We start from the raw sequence: 24,660 nt of genomic DNA on the forward strand, positions 1-24,660 counted from the left end.
GGTGCGGATCCCGATCCCGCCGGTGCCGCTGCCCGAGCACGTGGTGGAGGTGGCGCGCGAGTACGACGAGGGCCGGCGCGAGCCGGTCGAGCCGCGCGACGCCGCCACGGTGATCCTGCTCCGCGCCTCCGAGCGCGGCACGCTCGTCTACTACCTGCGCCGCCAGGTCTCGATGGACTTCGCCGCCGGCATGTGCGTCTACCCCGGCGGTGGCGTCGACCCCCGCGACTTCGACCACGACGTCGCCTGGGCCGGCCCGTCGGAGGCCGACTGGGCCGCACGCCTGGGCTGCGACGAGGAGACCGCCCGGGCGCTGGTGTGCGCCGCGGTGCGCGAGACGTTCGAGGAGTCCGGCGTGCTGCTCGCCGGCCCCTCGGCCGACGAGGTGGTCGCCGACACCACCGGCGACGACTGGGAGGCCGACCGGGTCGCGCTGGAGTCGCGCGAGCTGGCGATGACCGACTTCCTCGACCGGCGCGGGCTGGTGCTGCGCACCGACCTGCTCGGCGTCTGGGGCGCGTGGCTGACGCCGGTCTTCGAGCCGAAGCGCTACCGCACCTGGTTCTTCGTCGCGCTGCTCCCCGAGGGCCAGCGCACCCGCGACGTCTCCACCGAGTCGTCCGAGGTGGCCTGGCTGCCCGCCGCCGACGCGGTCGCGATGGCCGAGGCCGGCGAGATGCTGATGATGCCGCCCACCTACCTCACCTCCCTCGAGGTCAGCCAGCACGCCGGCCCGGCCGAGGTGGTCGCCGCCGCGCGGGAGCGGACCGTCGAGATGCACACGCCGGGCGTCGTACCGCTCGGCGAGGGGTGGACGCTGTCGATCCCGCCCCACCTGGAGCCGGTGCTCGCGGCGAGGCACGGGTCGTGAACGACGCCTGGTCGGGCGGGCCGTTCGGCGAGCGGGGCACCTGCCTGCTCGCGCCGAACCCCGGGATGATGACCCTCGACGGCACCAACACCTGGCTGCTGCGCGAGCCGGGCGCGACCCGCGGCGTGGTGGTCGACCCCGGCCCGGTCGAGGACGGCCACCTCGACCTGCTGGACGAGCAGTCGGGCGACGTCGGGCTGGTGCTGGTCACCCACCACCACTTCGACCACTCCGAGGTTGCCGAGGAGCTGGGTCGCCGCAAGGGCTGCCCGGTGCGGGCGCTCAGCCCCGACCTGTCGTTCGGCGCCGACCCCTTGGCCGACGGCGAGGTGATCGACGTCGACGGGCTCCGGCTCGAGGTGGTGCTCACCCCCGGCCACACCGAGGACTCGATCTCGCTGCTGCTCCCCGCCGAGCGGACGCTGCTGACCGGCGACATGGTGCTCGGCCGCGGCACCACGGTGATCGCGTGGCCCGACGGCGACCTGGCGTCGTACTTCACCTCGATCGAGCGGATGCGCGACCTCGCCATCTCCGGCGCCGTCGAGACCCTGTGGCCCGCCCACGGGCCGGTGCTCCACGACGCCCGTGGCACCCTCGAGCACTACCTCGTCCACCGCCGCCAGCGGCTGGCCCAGGTCGAGTCGGCCCTCGCCTCGCTCGGCATCACCCACCCCGACCCCGACGACGAGTCCCTGCCGCGCCGCGTGGTCGAGGTGGTCTACGCCGACGTCGACGAGTCGCTGTGGGGCGCCGCCGAGTGGTCGGTGCGCGCCCAGCTGGCGTACCTCGCCCGCCGCTGACCCCGGCCCACCCACCCTTGTAACGCTCGGTTATCCGGACTGGCGCGCCCTTGTAGAGGCGCACCAGTTGCGACAACCGGGCGTTACATGCGGCCGAGCGCCGGGTCGCGGGCCAGCGGCGGTAGCACGCTGTTCCCCACACTTCCCGACCCGGTGCAGCGACCGGGTAGCGACGTGGACAGCGTGCTACAACGCCGGCCGTCGCCTCGCCAGCCACACCCGCCACCCCCGTCGCAGCAGCCAGAGCACGCTGAGCGCGCCGGCGACACCGAGGCCGATGGTGAGCGAGATCCGCTCCTCCGACCAGGGCCAGTCGGGGGCGGGCCGCTCGACGGTCGGGTGGTCGACGGTGACCAGGTCGGTGGCCACGCTCAGGCGAGGGAGCCCCTCGTCGAGCTCGCCGACGACGCGGTAGGTCCCGGGAAGGTCGGGGCCTCCGGGACCGACGACCGCGAGCTCGCCCAGCGACCCGACCGCCGGCTCTCCCTCCTGCCCGACCCGCACCAGCAGGTGCTCGTCGTCGACCCAGCCCAGCACCGCCAGGGGCCGCCCCGAGGTCTCCTGGGGGAACGGGAAGGGCCGTCGCGCGGCTTCCATCGGCTGGTCGAAACCCGGACTCGTGACGTGACTCGCGACGACGTGCTCCTGGGCGTCGTCCGTGAGGCGTACGTCGTGGACGACCGGCCCGCGCCACGCGACGTGCACCGAGAACGACGGTTCCCGGACGATGACGTCGTCCGTCTCCGTCACCCCGACGGGAGGAGATTCGGGGAACACCAGCCGCACCGCGGCGTCCCCGGACAGCACGACGGTGCCCCGGTCGTCGATCGCGGCGGTGACCGAGGCGTTGCCAGACGGCAGCCGGATGCGGTCGGACGCGACGGCACCGGGGGCGACCCGGCCCGCGACGTCGCGCTCGACCCCGCCCATCGACCCGCTCGTCCACGACGACAGCTGCGCCCCCCGCCACACCAGCCAGGAGCCGCTGGGCGACCAGCCGACGTCGGTGACCACCACGCCCTCGCCGCCGACGACGGGGATGGTGCGCACCGAGCCGTCGCCGAGGTCGACGACCCGGACGCCGCTCGGGATCGGCGCGGAGTCGGACTCCGGCCCGATCTCGGCGTAGGCGTAGGCCAGCCGGGTGCCGTCGGGGGAGAGCTCGAGGGCGAGGCGGTCGGAGAAGAGCCCGTGGGCTACCAAGGAGGCGTTGCCGGCGAAGTCGGGCAGGTCGAGCAGGTGGTGGGAGCCGTCAGCGGCGTCGACCACGACCGGCAGCCCGAACGGGGTCACGAACGCGGCGGCCCCGACGCCCACGGCCAGGTCGTCGCTCACCTCCTCGCGCGTCCAGCTGTCGTCGCTGGACCGGTCCGACATCCGCTCGGGCGGCAGCTCGATCCGGTCCGGCACCCCCAGCGACGACCGGTCGGCGACCGGCGGCTCGGCGTCGCGTGCCGGGAGCCAGGCGACCAGGCCCGCGACCACCGTCACCGCCGCGACCACCGCCCCGGCCGTGGCGAGCCGGGCCCGGCGCAGCGAGCGCCGTCCGCGCGCCCACGTGTCGGGCGGTACGTCGGCGACGGGTGCCCGGTCGCCGATCCGGGCCAGCTGCTCGCGCAGCTCCTCGGCGCTCACCGAGCACCCCCGTCGCCGACCAGCCCCGCGAGCTCGGGCGCCACGTTCCGCAGCCGGCCGAGCGCCTGCCGGGCGATCGACTTCACCGTGCCGGGCCCGATGCCGAGCACGTGCGCGACCTGCACCTCGGTGAGGTCCTCGAAGTACCGGAGCACGAGCACGGTGCGTTGCCGCACCGTCAGCCGGGCGAGTGCGCGCTCGAGCGTCAGCCGCAGGTCGGCGTCGCCGACCGGAGCGGGCGCGTCGTAGCCGGTCAGCGGCGTCTCCCGCACCCGCCGCGCGCGCCACCACGAGACGTTCTGGGTGTAGAGGATCCGGCGCACGTAGGGCTCCGGGTCGCCGTCGATCCGGTGCCAGGCCCGGGCGGCCTTGAACAGGGCTGTCTGCACGAGGTCCTCCGCGAGGTGGGCGTCCCCGGTGAGCAGGTACGCCGTGCGCGACAGGGCGGGCGTGCGCGCGACGACGAACGCCCGGAAGGCGTCCTCGTCGTTCTCGGCAGTCGGCACGTCGGCCCCCTCTCACCCACTCCTACGCGAGGCGGAGCGGTCTCGGGGGTCAGGTGTCGCGAGAAATCCTCAGCGGGCCCGGCGGGCCAGCCGCTCGAGGTCCATGATCACGACGGAGCGGGGCTCGAGGCGCAGCCAGCCGCGGGAGGCGAAGTCGGCGAGCGCCTTGTTCACCGTCTCGCGGGAGGCGCCGACCAGCTGGGCCAGCTCCTCCTGGGTGAGGTCGTGGTGCACGTGGACCCCGTCGTCGGCCGAGCGGCCGAACCGGTCGGCGAGGTCGAGCAGCGCCTTGGCGACCCGGCCGGGCACGTCGGAGAAGACCAGGTCGGCCACGACGTCGTTGGCCTTGCGGAGCCGGGCCGCGAGCTGGGACAGCAGGCCTCGGGCGACCATGGGACGGCCCTCGAGCCAGCGCAGGAGGTCCTCGTGGGAGAGCGACGCGAACGTCGAGTCGGTCACCGCGGTGACCGTGGCGGAGCGCGGGCCGGGGTCGAAGAGCGACAGCTCGCCGAACATCTGGCCGGGTCCGAGCACGGCGAGGAGGTTCTCGCGGCCGTCGCTGGAGGTGCGGCCGAGCTTCACCTTGCCGGTGAGCACGATGTAGAGCTTGTCGCCGGAGTCGCCCTCGTGGAAGAGCACCTCGCTGCGGCGGAGCCGGTTCTCGGCCATCGAGGCGCGGAGCGCGGTCGCGGCCTCGTCGTCCAGCGCGCTGAACAGTGGGGCCTGACGGAGTACCTCGTTGTCCACACACCCTCCTCGGGGCCGGCGCCCGACGTTCGCGGGGCGACGTCGCCAATCCTAGGCCAGTGTGATTCCTCACAGGCACATCCGCACCGGACCTGCTCGCGAGTCCTCGGTCGGCGGCGGTCGCCGCCGGGGGCGTCGGCGGCGCGCCGTAGGCTGTCGACGTGCCGGACCAGGAGACGCCGACCGCGTTGGTGCGCCGGGCGCGCAAGGTCGACCGGGTGCTCGCCGAGACCTACCCCGACGCCCGCTGCGAGCTCGACTTCGACAACCCCTTCGAGCTGCTGGTCGTCACGGTGCTCAGCGCCCAGACCACCGACCGACGCGTGAACGCCGTCCGGCCCACCCTGTTCGCGGCGTACCCCGACGCGAAGGCGATGGCGGCGGCCGACCGCGAGGTGCTCGAGGGCATCCTCGGTCCGCTCGGCTTCTTCCGGGCCAAGACCGAGTCGCTGCTCAAGCTGAGCGCGGCGCTGCTCGAGCGCCACAACGGAGAGGTGCCGCCGCGGCTCGACGACCTGGTGCAGCTGCCCGGCGTCGGCCGCAAGACCGCGAACGTCGTGCTCGGCAACGCCTTCGGCATCCCCGGCATCACCGTCGACACCCACTTCGGCCGGCTCTCGCGTCGCCTCGGGTTCACCGAGGAGACCGACCCCGTCAAGGCCGAGCACGCCGTCGGTGCGCTGTTCCCCAAGCGCGACTGGGTGATGCTCAGCCACCACCTGATCTGGCACGGCCGCCGCTGCTGCCACGCCAAGAAGCCGGCGTGCGGCGCCTGCCCGGTCGCGCGATGGTGCCCGTCGTACGGCGAGGGCCCCACCGACCCCGAGGTGGCGGTCGGGCTGCTGCGCACCGAGGGACCGGCGTGACGTCACGCCGAGCCGCCCGGCTGCTGGCCGGGGCGCTCGTCGGCGCGCTGCTGCTCGCCGGGTGCTCCGACGGTGGCCGCGACTTCGTGCCGGGGCCGGGCCGGGCCGACATCGACGTCGACAGCGCCGAGCTGCGCGAGGCGAAGCAGGCCGCCGGCATCGACGACTGCGTGCCCGGCACCGGCGAGCCGGTCGAGGACGGGCTGCCCGAGGTCGCCCTGCCGTGCTTCGGCGGTGGGCCCGAGGTCGACCTGTCGTCGCTGCGCGGACCGCTGGTGGTCAACCTGTGGGCCCAGTGGTGCGGGCCGTGCCGGCGCGAGCTCCCGATCTACGAGCAGCTGCACCAGCGCCACGGCGACCGGGTCGGCGTGCTGGGCATCGACTACGAGGATCCCCAACCCGGCAAGGCGATGGAGGAGCTCACCGAGAGCGGCGCGACGTACCCCCAGCTGGCCGACCCCGACGGCGAGCTGTTCGCCGCCGACCCCTTCCGGGTCGTCGGCCTGCCGATCGTCGCGCTGGTGGCCGAGGACGGCACGGTGGCGTACGTGAAGTACCAGGAGGTCGAGGAGCTCTCCGACCTCACCGACCTCGTCGAGGAGCACCTGGGGATCCGGCTGTGACCGGCCACGACGGCGTGCCCGCCTGGCTGCTGCCCGTCGTCGAGGCCCTCGGCGACATCTCGGTGCACGACCTCACCCGGTTCGCCCCGCCCGACGACGCCGAGGCCCGCGAGGGCAGCGTGCTGATGCTGTTCGGGGAGGGGCCCGAGGGTCCCGACCTGCTGCTCACCGAGCGCGCCCACGGGATGCGCTCCCACCCCGGGCAGGTGTCGTTCCCCGGCGGCTCGCTCGACCCGGGTGAGGGGCCGGTCGAGGCCGCGCTGCGGGAGGCCGAGGAGGAGACCGGCCTCGACCCCGCCGGCGTCGAGGTCCTCGGCGAGCTGCCGGTGCTGTGGCTGCCGCCCAGCAACTTCGCCGTGACCCCGGTGGTCGGCTGGTGGCGCGAGCCGAGCCCGGTCTCGGTGATGTCGCCCGACGAGGTCCACGAGGTCTACCGGGTGCCGATCGCGGAGCTGCGCGACCCCGCCCACCGGATCACCATCCAGGGGCCCACGCCCGGCTGGGTCTCGCCGGGCTTCCTCATCGGACCCGACCACGACGTCATCTGCTGGGGCTTCACCGCCGGGATCATCGCCCGGCTCTTCGAGTTCGTCGGCTGGATCGAGGACCTCCCCGACGCGCCACGCCGCGAGCTCCCCGACTACATGCTCGGTGGGCGGCGGCTCAACCGCGATGCTGTCCCCAACACCGAGTTCGAGGAGCGTCGCCGGTGAACCTGCTCGACTGGCTGCTGCTGGTGCTCGTCGGCGCCTACGCCCTCTCCGGCTACTGGCAGGGCTTCGTCACCGGCGCCTTCGCCACCGCCGGCCTGCTGGCCGGCGGCCTGTTCGGCATCTGGCTGGCGCCCCGGGCCCTCGGCAACGCAGACCCGTCGCTGCTGGTCTCGCTCGGTGCGCTGTTCATCGTGATCCTGGCCGCCTCGCTCGGGCAGGGTCTGTTCCAGTACGCCGGGGCCCGGCTCCGGGACCGGATCACCTGGCAGCCCGCCCGGGCCCTCGACGCGGTGGGCGGCGCCGTGCTGAGCGCGGCCGCCGTGCTCGTCGTCGCCTGGGCCCTCGGCGTGGCGATCTCCGGCTCGCGGATCAACGGCGTCACCCCGCTGGTGCGCTCCTCGACCGTGCTGGCCAAGGTCAACTCGGTGCTGCCGACCTCGGCCGGCCAGCTGCTCGGCGCGTTCAACGACGTCGTCGGCACCGGCTTCTTCCCGCGCTACCTCGAGCCGTTCTCGCCCGAGCGGATCGTGGAGGTCTCCCCGGGCGACCGCCGGCTGCTGCGCGACCCCGACGTCGTCCGCGCCCAGCCCGCCGTGCTCAAGGTGCGCGGCAGCAACTCCTGCGGCCGCGGCATCGAGGGCACCGGCTTCGTCTTCGCCCCCGACCGGCTGATGACCAACGCCCACGTGGTGGCCGGTGTGCGGGAGCCGCGGGTCTACCTCGACGACGAGTCGGTCGAGGCCACCGTCGTCCACTACGACCCCGACCTCGACGTCGCGGTGCTGGCCTTCGAGAGCGGCGCCATCGACCCGCTCCAGCTCGACGAGACCGCCAAGGCGCGCGACGGCGTCGCGATCCTCGGCTACCCCGAGGACGGCCCGTTCAACGTCACCGCCGGCCGGATCCGCTCCGAGCAGCGGCTCCGCTCACCCGACATCTACGGCGACGGCACCGTGATCCGCGAGGTGTTCTCGCTGCGCGGCACCGTGCGCCCCGGCAACTCCGGCGGGCCGATCCTCAGCTCCGGCGGCGACGTCGTGGGCGTGGTGTTCGCCGCCTCGGTCACCGACAAGGAGACCGGCTACGCCCTCACCGCCGAGCAGGTCGGCCAGAGTGCGGCGGCCGGCATCACCAGCCGCGAAGAGGTGTCGAGCGGCGCCTGCGCCGGCTGACGGCCGGGATCGGGACGGGCTCAGGCCTGGCCGCGCAGCGCGCGCGGGATCTCGCGGCCCTGCTCGATCGCCTTCTCCGGCGCGCGTACCTGCTTGACCTTGCGCACGCCCACGAAGACCAGCAGGCCGGCGAGCAGGAGGTAGAACCCGAACACGATCAGGAACGCCCAGTGCAGCGCCAGGCCCTCGCCGCCCCAGTGGATGAAGTAGGCGATCGCGACCGACAGCATGATGAGCGACATCAGGGCGAGGAAGCCCGCCACGGCGAACATCGCGACCCCGGTGCCGCCCGCCCGCACGCTGATCTTGAGCTCGCTCTTGGCGAGCTCGATCTCCTTCGACAGCAGGGTCGAGATGTCGCGGCTCGCGTCGGCGACCAGCTTGCCGATGGTCGGGTCGGTCTCGTTCACCTGGGACATGCGCGTCACCCTACTCATAGACGTCGGGTACCCCGTCGCGGTCCTCGTCACGCAGTTCCTCCTCGTGGAGGCGCCGGTAGACCCGGTTGCGTGCGCGCAGCACCACCGCGGCCGCCGCGGCGGCCACCAGGGAGCCGGTCAGCACCCCGACCTTGACGTGCTCGGTGGTGGCCGAGCCCGGCCCGAACGCGAGCTCGCCGATGAGCAGGCTGACCGTGAACCCGATGCCGGCCAGCAGGGCCATGCCGATCACGTCGACCCAGGAGAGGTCCTCGTCGAGGTCGGCGCGGGTGAAGCGCGACAGCAGGAACGTCGAGCCGGCGATCCCGACCACCTTGCCGAGCACCAGCCCGAGCGCGATCCCGATCGCGACCGGGTCGCGCAGGGCGTCGGTGAACCCGTCCCAGCCGTCGACGGTCACACCCGCGGCGAAGAACGCGAACAACGGCACCGCGACGCCGGCCGACAGCGGCCGCACGACGTGCTCGAGGTGCTCGGCCAGCCCGGGCCCGTCCTCGCCGTCGCTGCGCAGCACCGGCACGGTGAACGCCAGCACCACCCCGGCCACCGTGGCGTGCACGCCCGAGGCGTGGACGCAGCCCCAGGCCACCAGCGCGAGCGGCACCAGCAGCCAGGGGGAGTGGACCCACCGCTGCACCAGCCAGCCGAAGACGGCCACCGGCAAGACCGCCGCGGCCAGCCACGGCAGCGCCAGGTCGTCGGTGTAGAAGAGCGCGATGATCGTGATCGCCAGCAGGTCGTCGACCACGGCCAGGGTGAGCAGGAACGTGCGCAGGCCGCTCGGCAGGTGGGTCGAGATCACCGCCAGCACCGCGACCGCGAACGCGATGTCGGTGGCGGTGGGGATCGCCCAGCCGACCAGCGGGCCGTCGGTCGCGGCGTTGACGGCGACGTAGATCAGGGCCGGGGCGGCCATGCCGCCGACGGCGGCCGCCACCGGCAGCGCGGCCCGGGCGGGGTCGCGCAGGTCGCCGGCCACGAACTCGCGCTTGAGCTCCAGGCCCGCCACGAAGAAGAAGATCGCCAGCAGCCCGTCGGCCGCCCAGGTGCCGAGCGTCAGGTCGAGGTGCAGCGCGTGCGGCCCGACCCGGAGGTCGCGCAGCTCGGCGTACGCCTCGGAGAGGGGGGAGTTGGCCCACACCAGCGCCAGCACCGCCCCGGCGATCAGCAGCAGCCCACCGGTGGCCTCGGCCCGCAGCACGTCCGCGACCCGGGACGCCTCCGGCCAGCTCCCGCGCTCGAACAACCGGCGTCGGGTGGGGGTGGTGCTCACGTGGCTCCTCAGGGGGTCGGTCGACTCGTTGCCGACCAGACTTCCCGGCGCACCAGTACCCACCCTACCGGCGAGCCGGTGGTCGAGCAGCGAGCGCCAGCGAGCGTCGTCGAGACCGGGTGAGCCGACCGCCCGCCGTAGGTGGCGACTCCGGGGACGGGGCTCGATGGGGTGCTGGCTGTGGTGGTGGGGGTGCGGTGTGCCGCGCGTGGTCGGGCACTGCGGCTGCTGCGCGCCGGACGTCGTTCGGCACTCGTTGCCGTGTCGCCGGACGCTGCCGTGCCGTCCCCCGGCCGTCGCTTCGGCGCCACGCCGCCGTTGACGTGCCGAACGACGCCCGTCGCTCCGCCGCCTCCGTGCCGGAAGCGCGGCACGCCGGCGTGCGGTGGTCGAGGTGCGAAGGCCGCTAGGCCTGAGCCTCGAGACCCGGCGAGCCGAGAACCCTCCCGTTCCCACCGGAGGGCGTTCGGCCGGCGGGGGTTTCGAGACAGTCGCTAGCGCGACTTCCTCAACCACCGGTGGTCGAGGAAGGACGAAGTCCTGTCTCGAGACCCGGTGAGCCGAAAGCCCTCCCGTCCGCACCGGAGGGTTTTCGGCCGTCTGGGGTTTCGAGGCTCGCTTCGCTCGCACCTCAACCAGCAAGCACCAGCGGTACGTCAGTCCTCGCCCTTGCCGCTGTCGATGCCCTGCGAGATCAGCTCCATCACCGAGGAGTCGGCGAGGGTGGTGACGTCGCCGACCTCGCGGTGCTCGGCGACGTCGCGGAGCAGGCGGCGCATGATCTTGCCCGAGCGGGTCTTGGGGAGCTCGGGGACGATCATGATCTGGCGTGGCGTCGCGATCGGGCCGATCTCCTTGCGCACGTGCTTGCGCAGCTCGGCCACGATGTCGCTCTGCTCATCACTGGCACCGTCGCCCAGTGCACTTTCGCGGAGGATGACGAACGCGCAGACGGCCTGGCCGGTGTCCTCGTCCTTGGCGCCCACCACCGCGGCCTCGGCGACCTTGGGGTGGGAGACCAGGGCCGACTCGATCTCGGTGGTGGAGAGCCGGTGGCCGGAGACGTTCATGACGTCGTCGACCCGGCCGAGCACCCACAGGTCGCCGTCGGTGTCCTTCTTCGCGCCGTCGCCGGCGAAGTAGAAGCCCTGCTTCTCGTAGCGCGACCAGTAGGTGTCCTTGAACCGCTCGTCGTCGCCCCAGATCGTGCGGAGCATCGAGGGCCACGGCTCGGTGAGCACCAGGTAGCCGCCCGACCCGTTCGGCACCGCCTCGCCCTCCTCGGTGACGACCTCGGCCGCGACCCCGGGAATCGGGATCATCGCCGAGCCGGGCTTGCCGTGGGTGACGCCGGGGAGTGGGCTGATCATGATCGAGCCGGTCTCGGTCTGCCACCAGGTGTCGACGACCGGGGTGCGGTCGCCGCCGATGACGTGGCGGTACCAGACGTAGGCCTCGGGGTTGATCGGCTCGCCCACCGAGCCGAGGATCCGCAGGCTCGAGAGGTCGGACCGGTCGGGGATCTCCCTGCCCTGCTTCATGAACGAGCGGATCGCCGTGGGCGCGGTGTAGAAGAGCGTGACGCCGTACTCCTCGATGATCTGCCACCACCGGCCGCGCTCGGGCGAGTCGGGGGTGCCCTCGTAGAGCACCTGGGTCGCGCCGTTGGCGAGCGGGCCGTAGACGATGTAGGAGTGGCCGGTGACCCAGCCGATGTCGGCGGTGCACCAGTAGACGTCGGTCTCGGGCTTGAGGTCGAAGACGGCCCAGTGGGTGTACGCCGCGCCGGTGAGGTAGCCGCCCGTGGTGTGCAGGATCCCCTTGGGCTTGCCGGTGGTGCCCGAGGTGTACATGACGTAGAGGGGGTGCTCGGAGTCGAACGCCCGAGGTGTGTGGTCGGTGGAGGCCTGCTCGACCGACTCGTGCCACCACACGTCGACGGCGTCGTCCCAGCCGTCGGCACCGAGGTCCTGGCCGGTACGCCGGACCACCAGCACCTTCGCGACGGTGTGGCCGAGGTCGGCGGCCTTGGCCCGCGCCTCGTCGACGGCCGGCTTGAGGGCCGACGGCGCCCCGCGGCGGTAGCCGCCGTCGGCGGTGATCACCACCTTGGCCTGGCAGTCCTCGAGCCGGGAGGCCAGGGCGTCGGAGGAGAACCCGCCGAAGACCACCGTGTGCGGCGCCCCGATCCGGGCGCAGGCCAGCATCGCCACGATCGCCTCGGGGATCATCGGCATGTAGATCGCGACCCGGTCGCCCGCCTCGACGCCCAGCTCGGTCAAGGTGTTGGCGGCCTGCGAGACCTCGTCCTTGAGCTCGGCGTAGGTGATCGAGCGCTTGTCGTCGACGGGCTCGCCGACCCAGTGCAGCGCGACCTTGTCGCCGCGGCCGGCCTCGACGTGCCGGTCGACGCAGTTGTACGCCGCGTTGAGCGTGCCGCCGACGTACCACTTCGCGAACGGGGGGTTGCTCCAGTCGAGGACCTGGTCCCACTTCCGGTCCCAGCTGAGCCGCTCGGCCTGCTCGGCCCAGAAGCCCTCACGGTCGGCCGCGGCCCGCGCGTACGCCTCCTCCTTGAGGTTGGCGTCGGCCGCCAGGTCGGCCGGGGGCTCGAACCGCCGGTCCTCCTTCAGCAGGTTGGCCAGGGTCTCCTCGGTCTCGCTCACGACAGCTCCTTGGTCTCGCAGGGTCGAACGGTGGAGTGGCTCTCGCCACACTAGGACCACGGGCCCAGCGTGGCGACGCCTCGGTCGGGGAGGTTGCCCGAGGGGCGGGACCGGTCGTCCGGTCCCGCCCGCCGTCACCCCCCGGTCGGTGCGGCTAGTGCTTCACCGCGACCTCGGCGCCCGCGCCGGTGAGGGCGCGGACCTCGAGCTCGGTGTAGCGCTCGGCGCTCTCGGGCTCCTTGCTGGTGACCGTCCCCAGCCAGCCGAGGAAGAAGCCGAGCGGGATGGAGACGATGCCCGGGTTCTCCAGCGGGAACCACGAGATGTCGATGCTGGTCGGCAGCAGCGACAGGTTCTTGCCGGTGGCGTCCTCGCCCTTGCCCGACATGATCGGGCTGAAGATGACCAGGCCCACCGAGGAGATCAGGCCGCCGTAGATGCTCCACACGGCGCCGCGGGTGTTGAAGCGCCGCCAGAACATGTTGTAGACGATCGCCGGCAGGTTGGCCGAGGCCGCCACCGCGAACGCCAGTGCCACCAGGAAGGCGACGTTGAGCTTCTGCGCCGGGATCGCCAGCAGGATCGCGACGAGGCCGATGCCGGCGGCCGCGAGGCGGGCCACCTTGAGCTCCTGCTTCTCGGTGGCCCTGCCGCGCTTGATCACCGAGTTGTAGATGTCGTGCGCCACGCTGGTCGAGCTGGCCAGCACCAGGCCGGCCACCACCGCCAGGATCGTCGCGAACGCGACCGCCGCGATGATCGCCAGCAGCACCGCGCCGCCCGTGGACCCACCGCCGCCGCCGACCTCCTCGGCCAGCAACGGACTCGCCAGGTTGCCTCCCGACGTGGCCACCTCGCCCATCTTGTCGCCCTTGAGCAGCGCCGCGGCCCCGAAGCCGAGCACCAGCGTGAAGAGGTAGAAGACGCCGATCAGGCCGATCGCCCACAGCACCGACTTCCGCGCGTCGCGCGAGGTCGGCACCGTGTAGAAGCGGATCAGGATGTGCGGGAGCCCCGCGGTGCCGAGCACCAGGGCCAGGCCGAGGCTGAGGAAGTCGATCTTGCTGGTCGTGCTGACGCCGTACTTCAGCCCCGGCTCGAGGAACGCCGAGCCCTGGCCGCTGTTGGAGGCGGCGGTGCCGAGCAGGTCGGAGAGGTTGAAGTCGAACTGCGCCAGCACCAGCACCACGATCAGCGCCGAGCCGGTCATCAGCAGCACGGCCTTGACGATCTGCACCCAGGTCGTGCCCTTCATGCCGCCGACGGTGACGTAGAAGATCATCAGGATGCCGACCGCGAGGATCGTCAGGTTCTTCGCGGCGTCGCCGTCGACGCCGAGCAGCAGCGAGACCAGCGCACCGGCACCGACCATCTGCGCCAGCAGGTAGAAGATCGACACGACCACGGTCGAGGTGGCCGCCGCCGTGCGCACCGGGCGCTGCCGCATCCGGTAGGCGAGCTGGTCGGCCATCGTGTAGCGCCCGGAGTTGCGCAGCACCTCGGCGACGAGCAGCAGCGCGACCAGCCAGGCGACCAGGAACCCGATCGAGTAGAGGAAGCCGTCGTAGCCCGACAGCGCGATCGCGCCGGAGATGCCGAGGAACGACGCGGCCGACATGTAGTCGCCGCCGATGGCCAGGCCGTTCTGGACGCCGGAGAAGCTGCGTCCGCCGGCGTAGAAGTCGGCCGCGCCCTGCGTCTGCCGGCTCGCCCAGAAGGTGATGCCGACGGTCAGCGCGACGACCGCGAGGAAGAGGACGGTGGTGAGTACCTGGTGGTCCATGTCAGCGGCCTCCCGCGCGGGCGTCGTACTCGTCCTGGAGCTGGCGGGCCAGCGGGTCGAGCCGGCTGGTGGAGTAGCGGCTGTAGACGTAGGCCAGGAGGAACGTGGTCACGAACTGCAGCACCCCGAAGACCAGGGCGACGTTGATGTTGCCGAACAGCTTGTGGCCCATGAAGTCGCCGGCCCAGTTCGAGAGCACCACGTAGAGCAGGTACCAGATCAGGAAGGCGACGGTCGCCGGGAACACGAACCCCCGGTAGGCCTTGCGGAGCTCGGTGAACTCGGGCCGAGCGTGCAGCTCGGCGTACACCGGGTCGTCGTGCACGGCTCGCTCGTCATCGGGTTCTGACATCGGAGCACCCCCTTTGCGGACGCCCGCCGACCCTGAGCGTCGGCGGTGTGATGGCGGTCACGCTAGGGACGCCCCACGGGCCCTGGAGAGAGGTCCGCGCGGATCGGTCGGTCAGCGGAGCACCGTGGTCGGTGAGCGGTCGGTTGGGCGCGACGAGCGGTTGGGTCGGCGGTCGAGCAGCGAGCGCCAGCGAGCGTCGTCGAGACCCGGTGGGACGGAAGCCCTCCGGTGGGGACGGGAGGGTGTTTGGCTGTCCGGGGTCTCGACGGGCGCTCCTCGCTGGCGCTCGTCGCTGCTCGACCACCGGCGCCTACCGCTGGTCGAGCAGCGAGCGCTAGCGAGCGTCGTCGAGACCGGGTGAGGTGGGAGTCCTCCGGTCGGGGACGGAGGGCGTTCACTCGTTGCTGCTCGACCACTGGCGCGTACCGCTGATCGAGCAGCGAGCGCCAGCGAGCGTCGTCGAGACCGGGTGAGACGAGAGCCCTCCGGTGGGGACGGGAAGCGTTCCCTCGTCGCTGCTCGATCACTGGCGCGTACCGCTGGTCGAGCAGCGAGCGCTAGCGAGCGTCGTCGAGACCGGGTGAGACGAGAGCCCTCCGGTGGGGACGGGAGGGTGTTTGGCTGTCCGGGGTCTCGACGGGCGCTCCTCGCTGGCGCTCGTCTTTGCTCGACCACGGTGTCACTGCTCGTCGAGCGGGGGGCGCGACCGTCCGCGTGCGAGGCCCGGCAGGTCGCCCCACCGGCCCTCGATGAGGGCGATCCGCTTGGCCCGGCTCCAGTTCTGCACCTGCTTCTCGAAGGCGAACGCCTCGTCGACGCGCGCGAAGTCACCAGCCCACGCCAGTCGTACCGGTCGACGTCGACGGGGGCGGGTGTACGCCGCGGCCGTCCCTTCCTGGTGCTGCTGAACCCTGCGGTCCAGGTTCACCGTGCTGCCGACGTAGAAGGACCCGTCGGCGCACTCGAGGATGTAGACCCAGGCCGTCATGGCTCCTCCCTGCCCCGGCGCTCGCGGGATCACGCCCGAGCCGCTGGCACCTGTGGACGAGAGCACCCCGTCGGGGACGGAGGGCGTTCGGCCGTCTGGGGTCTCGACGGGCGCTCCTCGCTAGCGCTCGTCACTGCTCGACCAGCGGTGGGCGAGGTCTCGACGGACGCTCGTCGCTGCTCGACCAGCGGCACCACCCGGTTGTGAGGTCGTGAGCGGAAGTTGACGTGGACGTTCACGAGGGCGAACGCGGGCGTGACACCGGGGGCGTCGGATCGGGGCATGACGCAGACAGCACGACGGACCGGCCGGTGGATCGACGACTGGCGGCCCGAGGACCCCGAGTTCTGGGAGAACGGCGGACGGCAGGTGGCCCGCCGCAACCTGGCGTGGTCGATCTTCGCCGAGCACCTGGGGTTCTCGGCGTGGCTGATCTGGAGCGTCAGCTCGGCGTTCCTGCTGGCCCAGGGGTTCAGCTTCTCGGCGCAGCAGCTGTTCCTGCTGGTGGCGCTGCCCAACCTGGTCGGCTCGCTGCTGCGGCTGCCCTACACCTTCGCGGTGCCGCGGTTCGGGGGGCGCAACTGGACGATGGTGAGCGCGGCGCTGCTGCTGGTGCCGACCCTGCTGTTCGCGGTGGCGGTGCAGGACCCCGGTACGCCGTACTGGGTGTTCTGCCTGATCGCGGCGACGGCCGGCTTCGGCGGCGGCAACTTCGCCAGCTCGATGGCCAACATCAACTTCTTCTTCCCGGCCGCCCGCAAGGGTGCGGCGCTCGGGCTGAACGCCGCGGGCGGCAACCTCGGGGTCTCGCTGATCCAGCTGCTGCTGCCGGTGATCGTCGGGGGCGCCGGGATCTTCGGGCTGGTCAAGGCCGGGGACGGCGGCATCCACCTCGAGCGGGCGGCCTACGTGTACGCCGCGCTGGCGGTGGTGGCGACCGGGGCGGCGTGGCTGTTCATGGACAACCTCACCACCGCGGTCTCCAGCGCCCGCGAGCAGCTGGCGGTGGTGACCCACCGGCAGACGTGGGTGATGGCGTTCCTCTACATCGGCACCTTCGGCTCGTTCATCGGCTACTCCGCCGCGATGCCGCTGCTGATCAAGCTCAACTTCTGGGTGCCCGACCCGGCCCCGCTCGGCACCGGCATCTACTTCGCCTACTTCGCTTTCCTCGGCGCCGGGATCGGCTCGCTGACCCGGCCGCTGGGCGGCTGGCTTGCCGACCGCTACGGCGGTGCGCGGGTCACGCTGGCGGCGTTCTCGGCGATGACGGTCTTCACCCTGGCGGTGCTGTGGACGCTGACCCGGCTGACCCCCAACCCGGGGGCCGAGCCGGCGGTGGCGCTCGACAACCAGGCCTGGTTCCCGTGGTTCCTCGGCTTCTTCCTGTGCATCTTCGCCGCCACCGGGATCGGCAACGGCTCGACGTACAAGATGATCCCGGCGATCTTCCGCACCGAGGCCGAGCGCGCCACCGAGCCCGGCACCCCCGAGCGCCGCGCCGCGCTGGTTGCCTCCACCACCCGCTCCTCGGCTGCGATCGGCGTGATCGGCGCGGTCGGGGCGACCGGCGGCTTCCTGATCCCGCTGGCGTTCAGCTCGCCGTGGGTCGACGACCCGCTGTCGGCGACCCGTGGCGCCTTCGTGGTGTTCACCGGGTTCTACGTCGTGTGCGCGGCGGTGACCTGGGCCGTGTACCTGCGCCGGCCGGCCACCGCCCGGGCGACCAGCCTGGCCGGAGCGGGCATTTGACCGACACCCACTGCCCCTACTGCAGCCTCCAGTGCGGCATGACGCTGCAGCGGCGCGGGCCGGTGCTCGAGGTGCAGGCCCGGCCGGCGTTCCCGGTCAACGAGGGCGCGCTGTGCCGCAAGGGCTGGACCGCCGCCGGCCTGCGCGGCCACCGCGAGCGGCTGACCACCCCGCTGGTGCGCGACCCCGCCACGAGCGAGCTGAGGGCGGCCGGCTGGGACGAGGCGCTCGACCTCGTGGCCGAGCGGGTCCGCGCGCTGCAGGACGAGAGCGGCGCGGACGCCGTCGCGGTCTTCGGCGGCGGCGGCCTCACCAACGAGAAGGCCTACCTGCTCGGCAAGCTGGCGAGGGTCGCGCTCGGCACCAGCCAGGTCGACTACAACGGCCGCTGGTGCATGAGCTCGGCCGCGACGGCCGGCAACCGGGCGTTCGGGATCGACCGCGGGCTGCCGTTCCCGCTGGCCGACGTCGAGCGCGCCGACGTGGTGGTGCTGGTCGGCTCCAACCTGGCCGAGACGATGCCACCGGCGGCGCGCCACCTCGACCGGCTCCGCGAGCGGGGCGGCCGCGTGATCGTGGTCGACCCCCGGCGCACGCCCACCGCCGAGCGCGCCGACCTCCACCTCCAGCCGGTGCCGGGCACCGACCTGCCGGTGGCGCTCGGGCTGCTGCACCTGCTGGTCGCGGCCGGCGCCGTCGACGACGCCTACGTCGCCGCGCGCACCACCGGCTGGGAGGAGGTGCGCGGCGCGGTGATCGGCTGGTGGCCCGAACGGGTCGAGCGGGTCAGCGGCGTGCCGGTCGCCGAGCTCACCGAGCTGGCCCGGCTGGTCGGCAGGGCCGAGCGGGTCATGGTGCTCACCGCCCGGGGCGCGGAGCAGCACAGCCAGGGCACCGCGACGGTGCTGGCCTGGATCGACGTGGCGCTGGCGCTCGGCATGGTCGGCAAGGACGGCGCGGGCTACGGCTGCCTCACCGGCCAGGGCAACGGCCAGGGCGGGCGCGAGCACGGCCAGAAGGCCGACCAGCTGCCCGGCTACCGGATGATCGACGACCCCGCCGCCCGGGCCCACGTTGCCGACGTCTGGGGCGTCGACCCCGACTCGCTGCCCGGGGCCGGCCGCTCGGCGTACGAGCTCCTCGACGCCCTCGGCACCCCCGGCGGGCCGCGGGCGCTGCTGGTGCACGGCTCCAATCCCGCCGTCTCGGCGCCGCGCGCGACCCACGTGACGCAGCGGCTCGCGGCCCTGGACCTGTTGGTCGTCGCCGACATCGTGCTCAGCGAGACCGCCGCGCTGGCCGACGTCGTGCTGCCGGTCACCGAGTGGGCCGAGGAGACCGGCACGATGACCAACCTCGAGGGCCGGGTGGTGCTGCGCGAGCGGGCCGTGGCCCCGCCCGAGGGGGTGCGCAGCGACCTGGAGGTGTACGCCGGGCTGGCGGCCCGGCTGGGCTGCACCGCGGCGTTCCCCACCGACCCGGAGGCGGCGTTCGAGGAGCTGCGCCGCGCTTCGGCGGGCGGCCGGGCCGACTACGCCGGCATCACCTACGACCGGATCCGGGCCGAGGACGGCGTGTTCTGGCCGTGCCCGGCCGAGGACCACCCGGGCACGCCGCGGCTGTTCGCCGAGTCGTTCGCGACCGCCGACGGCCGGGCCCGCTTCGTCGCGGTCGACCACGTCGGCGCGGCCGAGCAGCCCGACGACGACTACCCGCTCCACCTGACCACCGGCCGGGTGCTCGGCCAGTACCAGTCGGGCGCGCAGACCCGCCGGGTGCGCGACCTCCCCGACACCGGGCCGTTCGTCGAGCTGCACCCGATGCTGGCCGCGCGGGTCGGTGCGCGCGACGGCGAGCCGGTCGTGGTCACCACCCGCCGCGGCGAGCTCAAGGCGCCGGCGCGGGTGGTCGGGACCATCCGCCCCGACACGGTGTTCGTGCCGTTCCACTGGGTCGGCGCCAACCGGCTGACCAACGACGCGCTCGACCCGAGCAGCCGGATGCCGGAGTTCAAGGTCTGCGCCGCGCAGGTGCGGGCATGAGCCGCGAGCGGGTGGTGGTCGTGGGCGCCGGGATGGCGGCGGTCCGGTTCGCCCAGGAGCTCGCCGACCGTCCGGGCGCACCCGAGGTGGTGGTGCTCGGCGACGAGCGCCACGCGCCGTACAACCGGATCCTGCTCTCGGCCGTGCTCGAGGGCACCCACGACCCGGGGGCGCTGGCGATGCCGGTGCCGGCCGGCGTCGACCTGCGGCTGGACGCCCGGGTGGTCGAGGTGCACCGCGCCCAGCGCGAGGTCGAGCTCGCCGACCGCAGCCGGCTGGGCTACGACCGCCTGGTGCTGGCCACCGGCAGCATCCCCACCCTGCCGCCGATCCGGGGGCTGGTGAAGGTCGACGGGCGGCTCGACGACCGGGTGCACGCCTTCCGCAGCCTCGACGACTGCCGCCGGCTCGCCGCCGCGGTGGCCGCCACCACCGGACCCGTCCCGGCCAGCGCCGTCGTGGTCGGCGGCGGCCTGCTGGGGCTCCAGGTGGCCCGGGCGCTCGCCGTCCGCGGGCTGCGCACCGAGGTCGTCGAGGGCGGGGAGCACCTGCTGCGCAGCCAGGTCGGGCCGGCGGCCGGCGCGATCCTCGCCCGCGACCTGGCCCGGCTCGGCACCACCTCCTACACCGGGGCCCGCGCGGTGCGGCTCACCGACGACGGGCTCCGCCTCGACAACGGCGTCACCCTCGAGACCGACCTGGTCGTGCTCACCGCGGGCGGCCGGCCGTCGACGGCCCTGGCCCGGCGCGCCGGCCTGGAGGTGCGGCGCGGCGTCGTCGTCGACCACCGGCTGCGCACCAGCGACCCGCTGGTGCACGCGATCGGCGACTGCGCCGAGACCGAGGACGCCGATGGCCGCCGCCGCACCACCGGCTTCGTGCCGCCGGCCTGGGAGCAGGCCGGGGTGCTCGCCGCCCTGCTCGCCGGCGAGGACGCGACGTACGACGGCAGCCGGGTGGTCGCCCGGTTGCGCGCCACCGGCCTCGACGTCGCCGTGCTCGGCGAGCCCGAGCGCGCCGAGGGCGAGGTGGTGGAGGTCTCCAACCCGGTGACCGGCTCGCACCGCCGGCTGGTGGTGCGCGACGGCCGGATCGTCGCCGCCACCCTGGTCGGCGACCTGGCCCGGGTCGGCCTGATCACCCAGCACTTCGACCGCGGCACCGTGCTCGGCCTCACCGAGCCCAGCGACCTGCTGATGGTCGACCGCCCCACCCGGCCGGCGCGGCTGCCCGACGACGCCGAGGTCTGCGCCTGCGCGGGCGTCAGCGCCGGCCGGGTGCGGGGCTGCTCGTCGTTGGCCGAGGTCCGCGACACCACCCGCGCCACCACCGGCTGCGGCGGCTGCGCCGAGACGGTCCGCACCCTGCTCGCCACCCGCCCCCTCCAAGGAGTCCCGTCATGAGTCCCCACCTGCGCAAGCGCCTGGTCGTCGTCGGCCACGGGATGGTCGGCCACCGGTTCGTCCAGGCCGCGGTCGAGCGCGGCCTCACCGAGACCCACGACGTCGTGGTGGTCGGCGAGGAGCCGCGGCCGGCGTACGACCGGGTGGCGCTGACGTCGTTCTTCGAGGTCGGTGCCGAGGCACTGTCGCTGCTGCCCGAGGGGGCCTACGACGACCCGCGCGTCGAGCTGCGGCTCGGCACCGCGGTCGAGGGCTTCGACCCCGAGACCCGCACGGTGCTGCTCTCCGACGGGGAGGTGCTCACCTACGACGACCTGGTGCTGGCGACCGGCGCGGCGCCGTTCGTGCCACCGGTGCCGGGCCACGACCTGCCGGGCTGCTTCGTCTACCGCACCATCGAGGACCTCGAGGCGATCCGCGCCGCGGCCGCCGGGGCCAGCACCGGCGTGGTGGTCGGCGGCGGGCTGCTCGGGCTCGAGGCCGCCAAGGCGCTGGCCGACCTCGGCCTGGAGACCTCGGTCGTGGAGATGGCGCCGCGGCTGATGGCGGTGCAGGTCGACGACGCCGGCGGCGCCACCCTGCGCCGCCACGTCGAGGGGCTCGGCCTGATCGTGCACACCGAGGCGCGCACCACCGCCGTGGTCGAGCGCGACGGCCGCGCGGCTGGGCTGTCCCTCGACGGCCGCGACGACGTCGCCGCCGACCTGATCGTCTTCTCCGCCGGCATCCGGCCGCGCGACGGGCTCGCCCGGGCCGCCGGGCTCGACCTCGCAGAGCGCGGCGGCGTGCTGGTCGACGAGCGCTGCCGCACCAGCGACCCGCACGTGTGGGCGGTCGGCGAGTGCGCCGCGCCGGCCGGGCGGATGTACGGCCTGGTCGCCCCGGGCTACGCCATGGCCGAGGTCGTGGTCGACGCGCTGCTGGGCGGGCCGGGCGAGTTCACCGGCGCCGACCTCTCGACCAAGCTCAAGCTGATGGGCGTCGACGTCGCGAGCTTCGGCGACGCGTTCGCCACCACCCAGGGCGCCCTCGAGCTCGTCTACGCCGACGCGGTGGCCGGCGTCTACAAGAAGCTCGTGGTCTCGGCCGACGGCACCCGACTGCTCGGCGGCGTGCTGGTGGGCGACGCCTCGGCGTACGGCGTGCTGCGGCCGATGGTCGCGAGCGGGATCGCGCTCCCCGACAACCCCGAGGAGCTGATCCTGCCCGTCGGGCGCGGCGGCGGCGCCGACCTGGCCCTGCCCGATGACGCCCAGGTCTGCTCGTGCAACGACGTGACGAAGCAGCAGGTCACTGACGCGGTGGCGGGTGGCGGCTGCGACAGCCCGGCCTGCGTGCAGGCGTGCACCCGGGCCGGCTCGACCTGCGGTTCGTGCAAGCCGGTGGTCAAGCGGATCGTCGAGGAGTGGTTCGAGGCCCAGGGCCGGGTGGTCGACCGCAGCCTGTGCGAGCACTTCCCGCTGACCCGCCAGGAGCTCTTCGACGTGGTCGCGGTGCACGGACACACGACGTTCGACCAGGTGGTCGCCGCCCACGGCACCGGCCGCGGCTGCGACGTGTGCAAGCCCACGATCGCCTCGATCCTGGCCAGCCAGCTCGACCGCCACGTGCTCGAGCCGGCCACCCGCACCCTCCAGGACACCAACGACGCCTACCTCGCCAACATCCAGCGCAACGGCACCTACTCCGTCGTCCCCCGCATCCCCGGCGGTGAGGTCACGCCCGAGGGGCTGATCGTGATCGGCGAGGTGGCCCGCGACTTCGGGCTCTACACCAAGATCACCGGCGGCCAGCGGATCGACCTGTTCGGCGCCCGGATGGAGGAGCTGCCGGCGATCTGGCGGCGGCTGGTCGACGCCGGCTTCGAGTCGGGCCACGCCTACGGCAAGTCGCTGCGCACGGTGAAGTCGTGCGTGGGCTCGACCTGGTGCCGCTACGGCGTGCAGGACTCGGTGCAGCTCGCGATCGACCTCGAGCTGCGCTACCGCGGGCTGCGCTCGCCCCACAAGCTCAAGGGCGGGGTCAGCGGCTGCGCCCGCGAGTGCGCGGAGGCGCGGGGCAAGGACTTCGGCGTGATCGCCACCGAGCGCGGCTGGAACCTCTACGTCGGCGGCAACGGCGGCGCTACCCCGGTGCACGCCCGGCTGCTCGCCGGCGACCTCGACACCCCGACGCTGGTGCGCTACCTCGACCGGTTCCTCATGTACTACGTGCGCACGGCCGACCGCCTCCAGCGCACCGCCCCCTGGGTCGACTCCCTCGACGGCGGCCTCGACCGGGTGCGCGCCGTCGTGGTCGACGACGTGCTCGGCCTGGGCGGCGAGCTCGAGGCGGCGATGGCCCGTCACGTCGAGGGCTACGCCGACGAGTGGCGGGCCACCCTCGACGACCCCGACAAGCTGCGGCGGTTCGTCTCGTTCGTCAACGCCCCCGACGTGCCCGACCCCCACATCAGCTTCCGCGAGGAGCGCGACCAGCAGGTGCCGGCCGAGGTGGCCGGACCGGTCGTGCTCGGCACCACGATCCCGGTGGGGGCACCGCGATGAGCACCACCACCGGCTCGGGCGTCTGGACCACGGTGTGCCCCCTCGACGCCGTCGACGTCGAGGGCGGGGTCGCCGCGCTGGTCGAGGGAGCCGCGGTCGCAATCTTCCGGACACACGACGGAAACGTCTACGCGATCTCCAACTACGACCCTTGCTGCCGGGCCTCGGTGCTGGCCCGCGGCATCGTGGGCACCCGCGGGGAGATCCCCGTCGTGGCGTCGCCGATGCACAAGCAGGCGTTCGACCTGCGCACCGGGCAGTGCCTCGACGACGCGGCGGTCCGGGTGACGACGTACGACGTGCGGGTCGTCGACCAGCAGGTCCAGGTCGGCCGGCCCCGGGAGCCGGTGGAGGGTACGTGACCGAGAGCCTGCCCCTCGCGGGCTACCGCGTGGGGGTCACCGCCGCCCGCAAGGTGGAGGAGCAGACCTCGCTGCTGGAGCGCCGGGGCGCCGAGGTGGTGTGGGCACCCGCGCTCTCCCTCGACCCCAACCAGGTCGACGACGCCGACCTGCGCGCCGCCACCGAGGAGGTGCTGGCCGGGCCGGTGGACATGTTCCTGGCCACCACCGGGATCGGGATGCGGGCCTGGTTCGACGCCTGCGAGTCGTGGGGGATCGTCGACCGGCTGCTCGCCGCGCTGGAGGGCGCCGAGATCCTGGCCCGCGGTCCGAAGAGCGTGGGCGCGCTGCGGCGGCGCGGGCTGCGCGAGCTGTGGGCGCCGGAGTCGGAGTGCTTCGAGGACGTCCTGGAGCACCTGCGCGGCCGAGAGCTCACCGGGCGCCGGATCGTGGTGCAGGAGCACGGCCAGTCGCTGTCGATGGTCGCCCACGCGCTGCGCCGGCAGGGGGCCGACGTCGTCACCGTGACCGTCTACCGGGTGCTGTCGGCCGACGACCCCACCCCCATGTTCGGGCTGATCGACCAGGTCGCCGACCGGCGCCTCGACGCCGTCACGTTCACCTCCGCCCCGGCCGTCGCGGCCCTGATGGAGGCCGCGGGCTCGACCGGGCGCCGCGACGAGGTGGTCACGGCGTTCCAGGCAGACGTGGTGGCCTCCTGCGTGGGGCCGGTGACCGCGGCGGCGTTCGAGCTGTGGGGTGTGCCGACGATCTTCCCCGACCGGTCTCGGCTGACCGCGATGGTCAAGCAGCTCGAGACCGAGCTGCCTTCGCGCCGCGAGGGACTCGCACTCGAGCTGGTCGGTGGTCACCAGCTGCTGCTCCACCGCGACGGCGTGCTGCTCGACGGCGTCGAGGTGAGGCTGTCGCCGGCGCCGAGCGCGGTGCTGCAGGCGCTGGTCGCCAACCCGGGCAACGTCGTCCCGCGGCGGGCGCTGCTGGCGATGCTGCCCAGCGGCACGGCGGGCTCGGAGCACGCCGTCGAGATGGCCGTCGCCCGGCTGCGCGCCGCGCTGGGCACCAAGGCGGTGCAGACGGTGGTCAAGCGCGGCTACCGGCTGGCGGTCGCCCGGTGATC

21 protein-coding genes are annotated in these 24,660 nt (G+C 73.5%); 12 read left to right on the top strand and 9 right to left on the bottom strand.

Annotation, left to right across the window (positions count from 1 at the left end; genetic code table 11):
• The first annotated feature begins 1 nt into the window (after position 1).
• Both JT721_RS10950 and JT721_RS10955 read left to right on the top strand, forming a co-directional pair.
• A complete protein-coding gene (locus JT721_RS10950; protein ID WP_205473174.1) occupies positions 2-871 on the top strand; it encodes an NUDIX domain-containing protein in 870 nt (289 codons plus the stop codon).
• On the top strand, positions 868-1,674 hold the full coding sequence (locus tag JT721_RS10955) for an MBL fold metallo-hydrolase (RefSeq protein ID WP_307827998.1): 807 nt from the start codon (positions 868-870) through the stop codon (positions 1,672-1,674). The genes JT721_RS10950 and JT721_RS10955 overlap by 4 nt, the downstream gene beginning before the upstream one ends.
• Before the next feature lie 186 nt (positions 1,675-1,860).
• Here the strand turns inward: JT721_RS10955 and JT721_RS10960 are convergent, their stop codons facing one another.
• From JT721_RS10960 to JT721_RS10970, 3 genes are all read right to left on the bottom strand, one after another.
• Entirely contained in the window at positions 1,861-3,309 is a 1,449-nt protein-coding gene (locus JT721_RS10960; protein WP_205473175.1) for a hypothetical protein, read from the bottom strand.
• Positions 3,306-3,815, bottom strand: coding sequence for a SigE family RNA polymerase sigma factor (locus tag JT721_RS10965; RefSeq protein ID WP_205473176.1), 510 nt, complete (start codon positions 3,813-3,815; stop codon positions 3,306-3,308). The genes JT721_RS10960 and JT721_RS10965 overlap by 4 nt, the downstream gene beginning before the upstream one ends.
• A 69-nt stretch (positions 3,816-3,884) precedes the next feature.
• Positions 3,885-4,562 carry a Crp/Fnr family transcriptional regulator gene (locus JT721_RS10970; protein WP_205473177.1) on the bottom strand — a complete coding sequence of 226 codons (678 nt, stop codon included), beginning with the start codon at positions 4,560-4,562 and terminating at the stop codon, positions 3,885-3,887.
• A 161-nt stretch (positions 4,563-4,723) separates the two neighbouring features.
• Here JT721_RS10970 and nth point away from each other — a divergent pair, with 161 nt between their 5' ends.
• From nth to JT721_RS10990, 4 genes are read left to right on the top strand one after another with little or no spacing between them, the layout of a single operon-like run.
• Entirely contained in the window at positions 4,724-5,428 is a 705-nt protein-coding gene (gene nth / locus JT721_RS10975) for an endonuclease III (protein WP_307827999.1), read from the top strand.
• A complete protein-coding gene (locus JT721_RS10980) occupies positions 5,425-6,051 on the top strand; it encodes a TlpA disulfide reductase family protein (protein ID WP_205473178.1) in 627 nt (208 codons plus the stop codon). Before nth ends, JT721_RS10980 begins: the two co-directional genes overlap by 4 nt.
• On the top strand, positions 6,048-6,764 hold the full coding sequence (locus JT721_RS10985; protein ID WP_307828000.1) for a CoA pyrophosphatase: 717 nt from the start codon (positions 6,048-6,050) through the stop codon (positions 6,762-6,764). The genes JT721_RS10980 and JT721_RS10985 overlap by 4 nt, the downstream gene beginning before the upstream one ends.
• Entirely contained in the window at positions 6,761-7,936 is a 1,176-nt protein-coding gene (locus tag JT721_RS10990) for a MarP family serine protease (protein WP_205473179.1), read from the top strand. The genes JT721_RS10985 and JT721_RS10990 overlap by 4 nt, the downstream gene beginning before the upstream one ends.
• Positions 7,937-7,956: 20 nt before the next feature.
• Here the strand turns inward: JT721_RS10990 and JT721_RS10995 are convergent, their stop codons facing one another.
• The 6 genes from JT721_RS10995 to JT721_RS11020 form a co-directional block, all read right to left on the bottom strand.
• A complete protein-coding gene (locus tag JT721_RS10995; protein ID WP_205473180.1) occupies positions 7,957-8,355 on the bottom strand; it encodes a phage holin family protein in 399 nt (132 codons plus the stop codon).
• Between the two features lie 10 nt (positions 8,356-8,365).
• Positions 8,366-9,649, bottom strand: coding sequence for a Na+/H+ antiporter NhaA (gene nhaA / locus JT721_RS11000; RefSeq protein ID WP_205473181.1), 1,284 nt, complete (start codon positions 9,647-9,649; stop codon positions 8,366-8,368).
• Positions 9,650-10,305: 656 nt separating this feature from the next.
• Positions 10,306-12,315: an acetate--CoA ligase gene (gene acs, locus JT721_RS11005; protein ID WP_205473182.1), complete on the bottom strand. Its 2,010-nt coding sequence runs from the start codon at positions 12,313-12,315 to the stop codon at positions 10,306-10,308.
• A 154-nt stretch (positions 12,316-12,469) separates the two neighbouring features.
• Entirely contained in the window at positions 12,470-14,098 is a 1,629-nt protein-coding gene (locus JT721_RS11010; protein WP_205473183.1) for a cation acetate symporter, read from the bottom strand.
• A 1-nt stretch (position 14,099) separates the two neighbouring features.
• Positions 14,100-14,450 (bottom strand): DUF485 domain-containing protein, encoded by a 351-nt coding sequence (locus JT721_RS11015; RefSeq protein WP_205473184.1) that lies wholly within the window; start codon positions 14,448-14,450, stop codon positions 14,100-14,102.
• A gap of 679 nt (positions 14,451-15,129) precedes the next feature.
• A complete protein-coding gene (locus JT721_RS11020; protein ID WP_205473185.1) occupies positions 15,130-15,438 on the bottom strand; it encodes a GIY-YIG nuclease family protein in 309 nt (102 codons plus the stop codon).
• Between the two features lie 282 nt (positions 15,439-15,720).
• Here JT721_RS11020 and JT721_RS11025 point away from each other — a divergent pair, with 282 nt between their 5' ends.
• From JT721_RS11025 to JT721_RS11050, 6 genes are read left to right on the top strand one after another with little or no spacing between them, the layout of a single operon-like run.
• Complete coding sequence (locus JT721_RS11025) at positions 15,721-17,190, top strand: MFS transporter (RefSeq protein ID WP_205473186.1); 1,470 nt, start codon at positions 15,721-15,723, stop codon at positions 17,188-17,190.
• A 38-nt stretch (positions 17,191-17,228) separates the two neighbouring features.
• Positions 17,229-19,232, top strand: coding sequence for a molybdopterin oxidoreductase family protein (locus tag JT721_RS11030; RefSeq protein ID WP_240340551.1), 2,004 nt, complete (start codon positions 17,229-17,231; stop codon positions 19,230-19,232).
• On the top strand, positions 19,229-20,635 hold the full coding sequence (locus JT721_RS11035; protein ID WP_205473188.1) for an FAD-dependent oxidoreductase: 1,407 nt from the start codon (positions 19,229-19,231) through the stop codon (positions 20,633-20,635). The genes JT721_RS11030 and JT721_RS11035 overlap by 4 nt, the downstream gene beginning before the upstream one ends.
• Positions 20,632-23,181 (top strand): nitrite reductase large subunit NirB, encoded by a 2,550-nt coding sequence (nirB, locus tag JT721_RS11040; RefSeq protein WP_205473189.1) that lies wholly within the window; start codon positions 20,632-20,634, stop codon positions 23,179-23,181. Before JT721_RS11035 ends, nirB begins: the two co-directional genes overlap by 4 nt.
• On the top strand, positions 23,178-23,543 hold the full coding sequence (gene nirD / locus JT721_RS11045; RefSeq protein ID WP_205473190.1) for a nitrite reductase small subunit NirD: 366 nt from the start codon (positions 23,178-23,180) through the stop codon (positions 23,541-23,543). The genes nirB and nirD overlap by 4 nt, the downstream gene beginning before the upstream one ends.
• Positions 23,540-24,658 (top strand): uroporphyrinogen-III synthase, encoded by a 1,119-nt coding sequence (locus JT721_RS11050; RefSeq protein WP_205473191.1) that lies wholly within the window; start codon positions 23,540-23,542, stop codon positions 24,656-24,658. The genes nirD and JT721_RS11050 overlap by 4 nt, the downstream gene beginning before the upstream one ends.
• Positions 24,659-24,660: the final 2 nt, after the last annotated feature.

The organism is Nocardioides sp. SYSU D00038 (assembly GCF_016924665.1).
Classification (GTDB): Bacteria; Actinomycetota; Actinomycetes; order Propionibacteriales; family Nocardioidaceae; genus Nocardioides.

Excerpts from the sequence above, each read along its gene's own strand:
- JT721_RS11030 (WP_240340551.1), top strand. The coding sequence starts at position 17,229 with ATGACGCTGCAGCGGCGCGGGCCGGTGCTCGAGGTGCAGGCCCGGCCG.
- nirB (WP_205473189.1), top strand. The coding sequence starts at position 20,632 with ATGAGTCCCCACCTGCGCAAGCGCCTGGTCGTCGTCGGCCACGGGATG.
- JT721_RS11010 (WP_205473183.1), bottom strand. The coding sequence starts at position 14,098 with ATGGACCACCAGGTACTCACCACCGTCCTCTTCCTCGCGGTCGTCGCG.
- JT721_RS11015 (WP_205473184.1), bottom strand. The coding sequence starts at position 14,450 with ATGTCAGAACCCGATGACGAGCGAGCCGTGCACGACGACCCGGTGTAC.
- JT721_RS10995 (WP_205473180.1), bottom strand. The coding sequence starts at position 8,355 with ATGTCCCAGGTGAACGAGACCGACCCGACCATCGGCAAGCTGGTCGCC.
- JT721_RS11025 (WP_205473186.1), top strand. The coding sequence starts at position 15,721 with ATGACGCAGACAGCACGACGGACCGGCCGGTGGATCGACGACTGGCGG.
- JT721_RS11020 (WP_205473185.1), bottom strand. The coding sequence starts at position 15,438 with ATGACGGCCTGGGTCTACATCCTCGAGTGCGCCGACGGGTCCTTCTAC.
- nirD (WP_205473190.1), top strand. The coding sequence starts at position 23,178 with ATGAGCACCACCACCGGCTCGGGCGTCTGGACCACGGTGTGCCCCCTC.
- JT721_RS11035 (WP_205473188.1), top strand. The coding sequence starts at position 19,229 with ATGAGCCGCGAGCGGGTGGTGGTCGTGGGCGCCGGGATGGCGGCGGTC.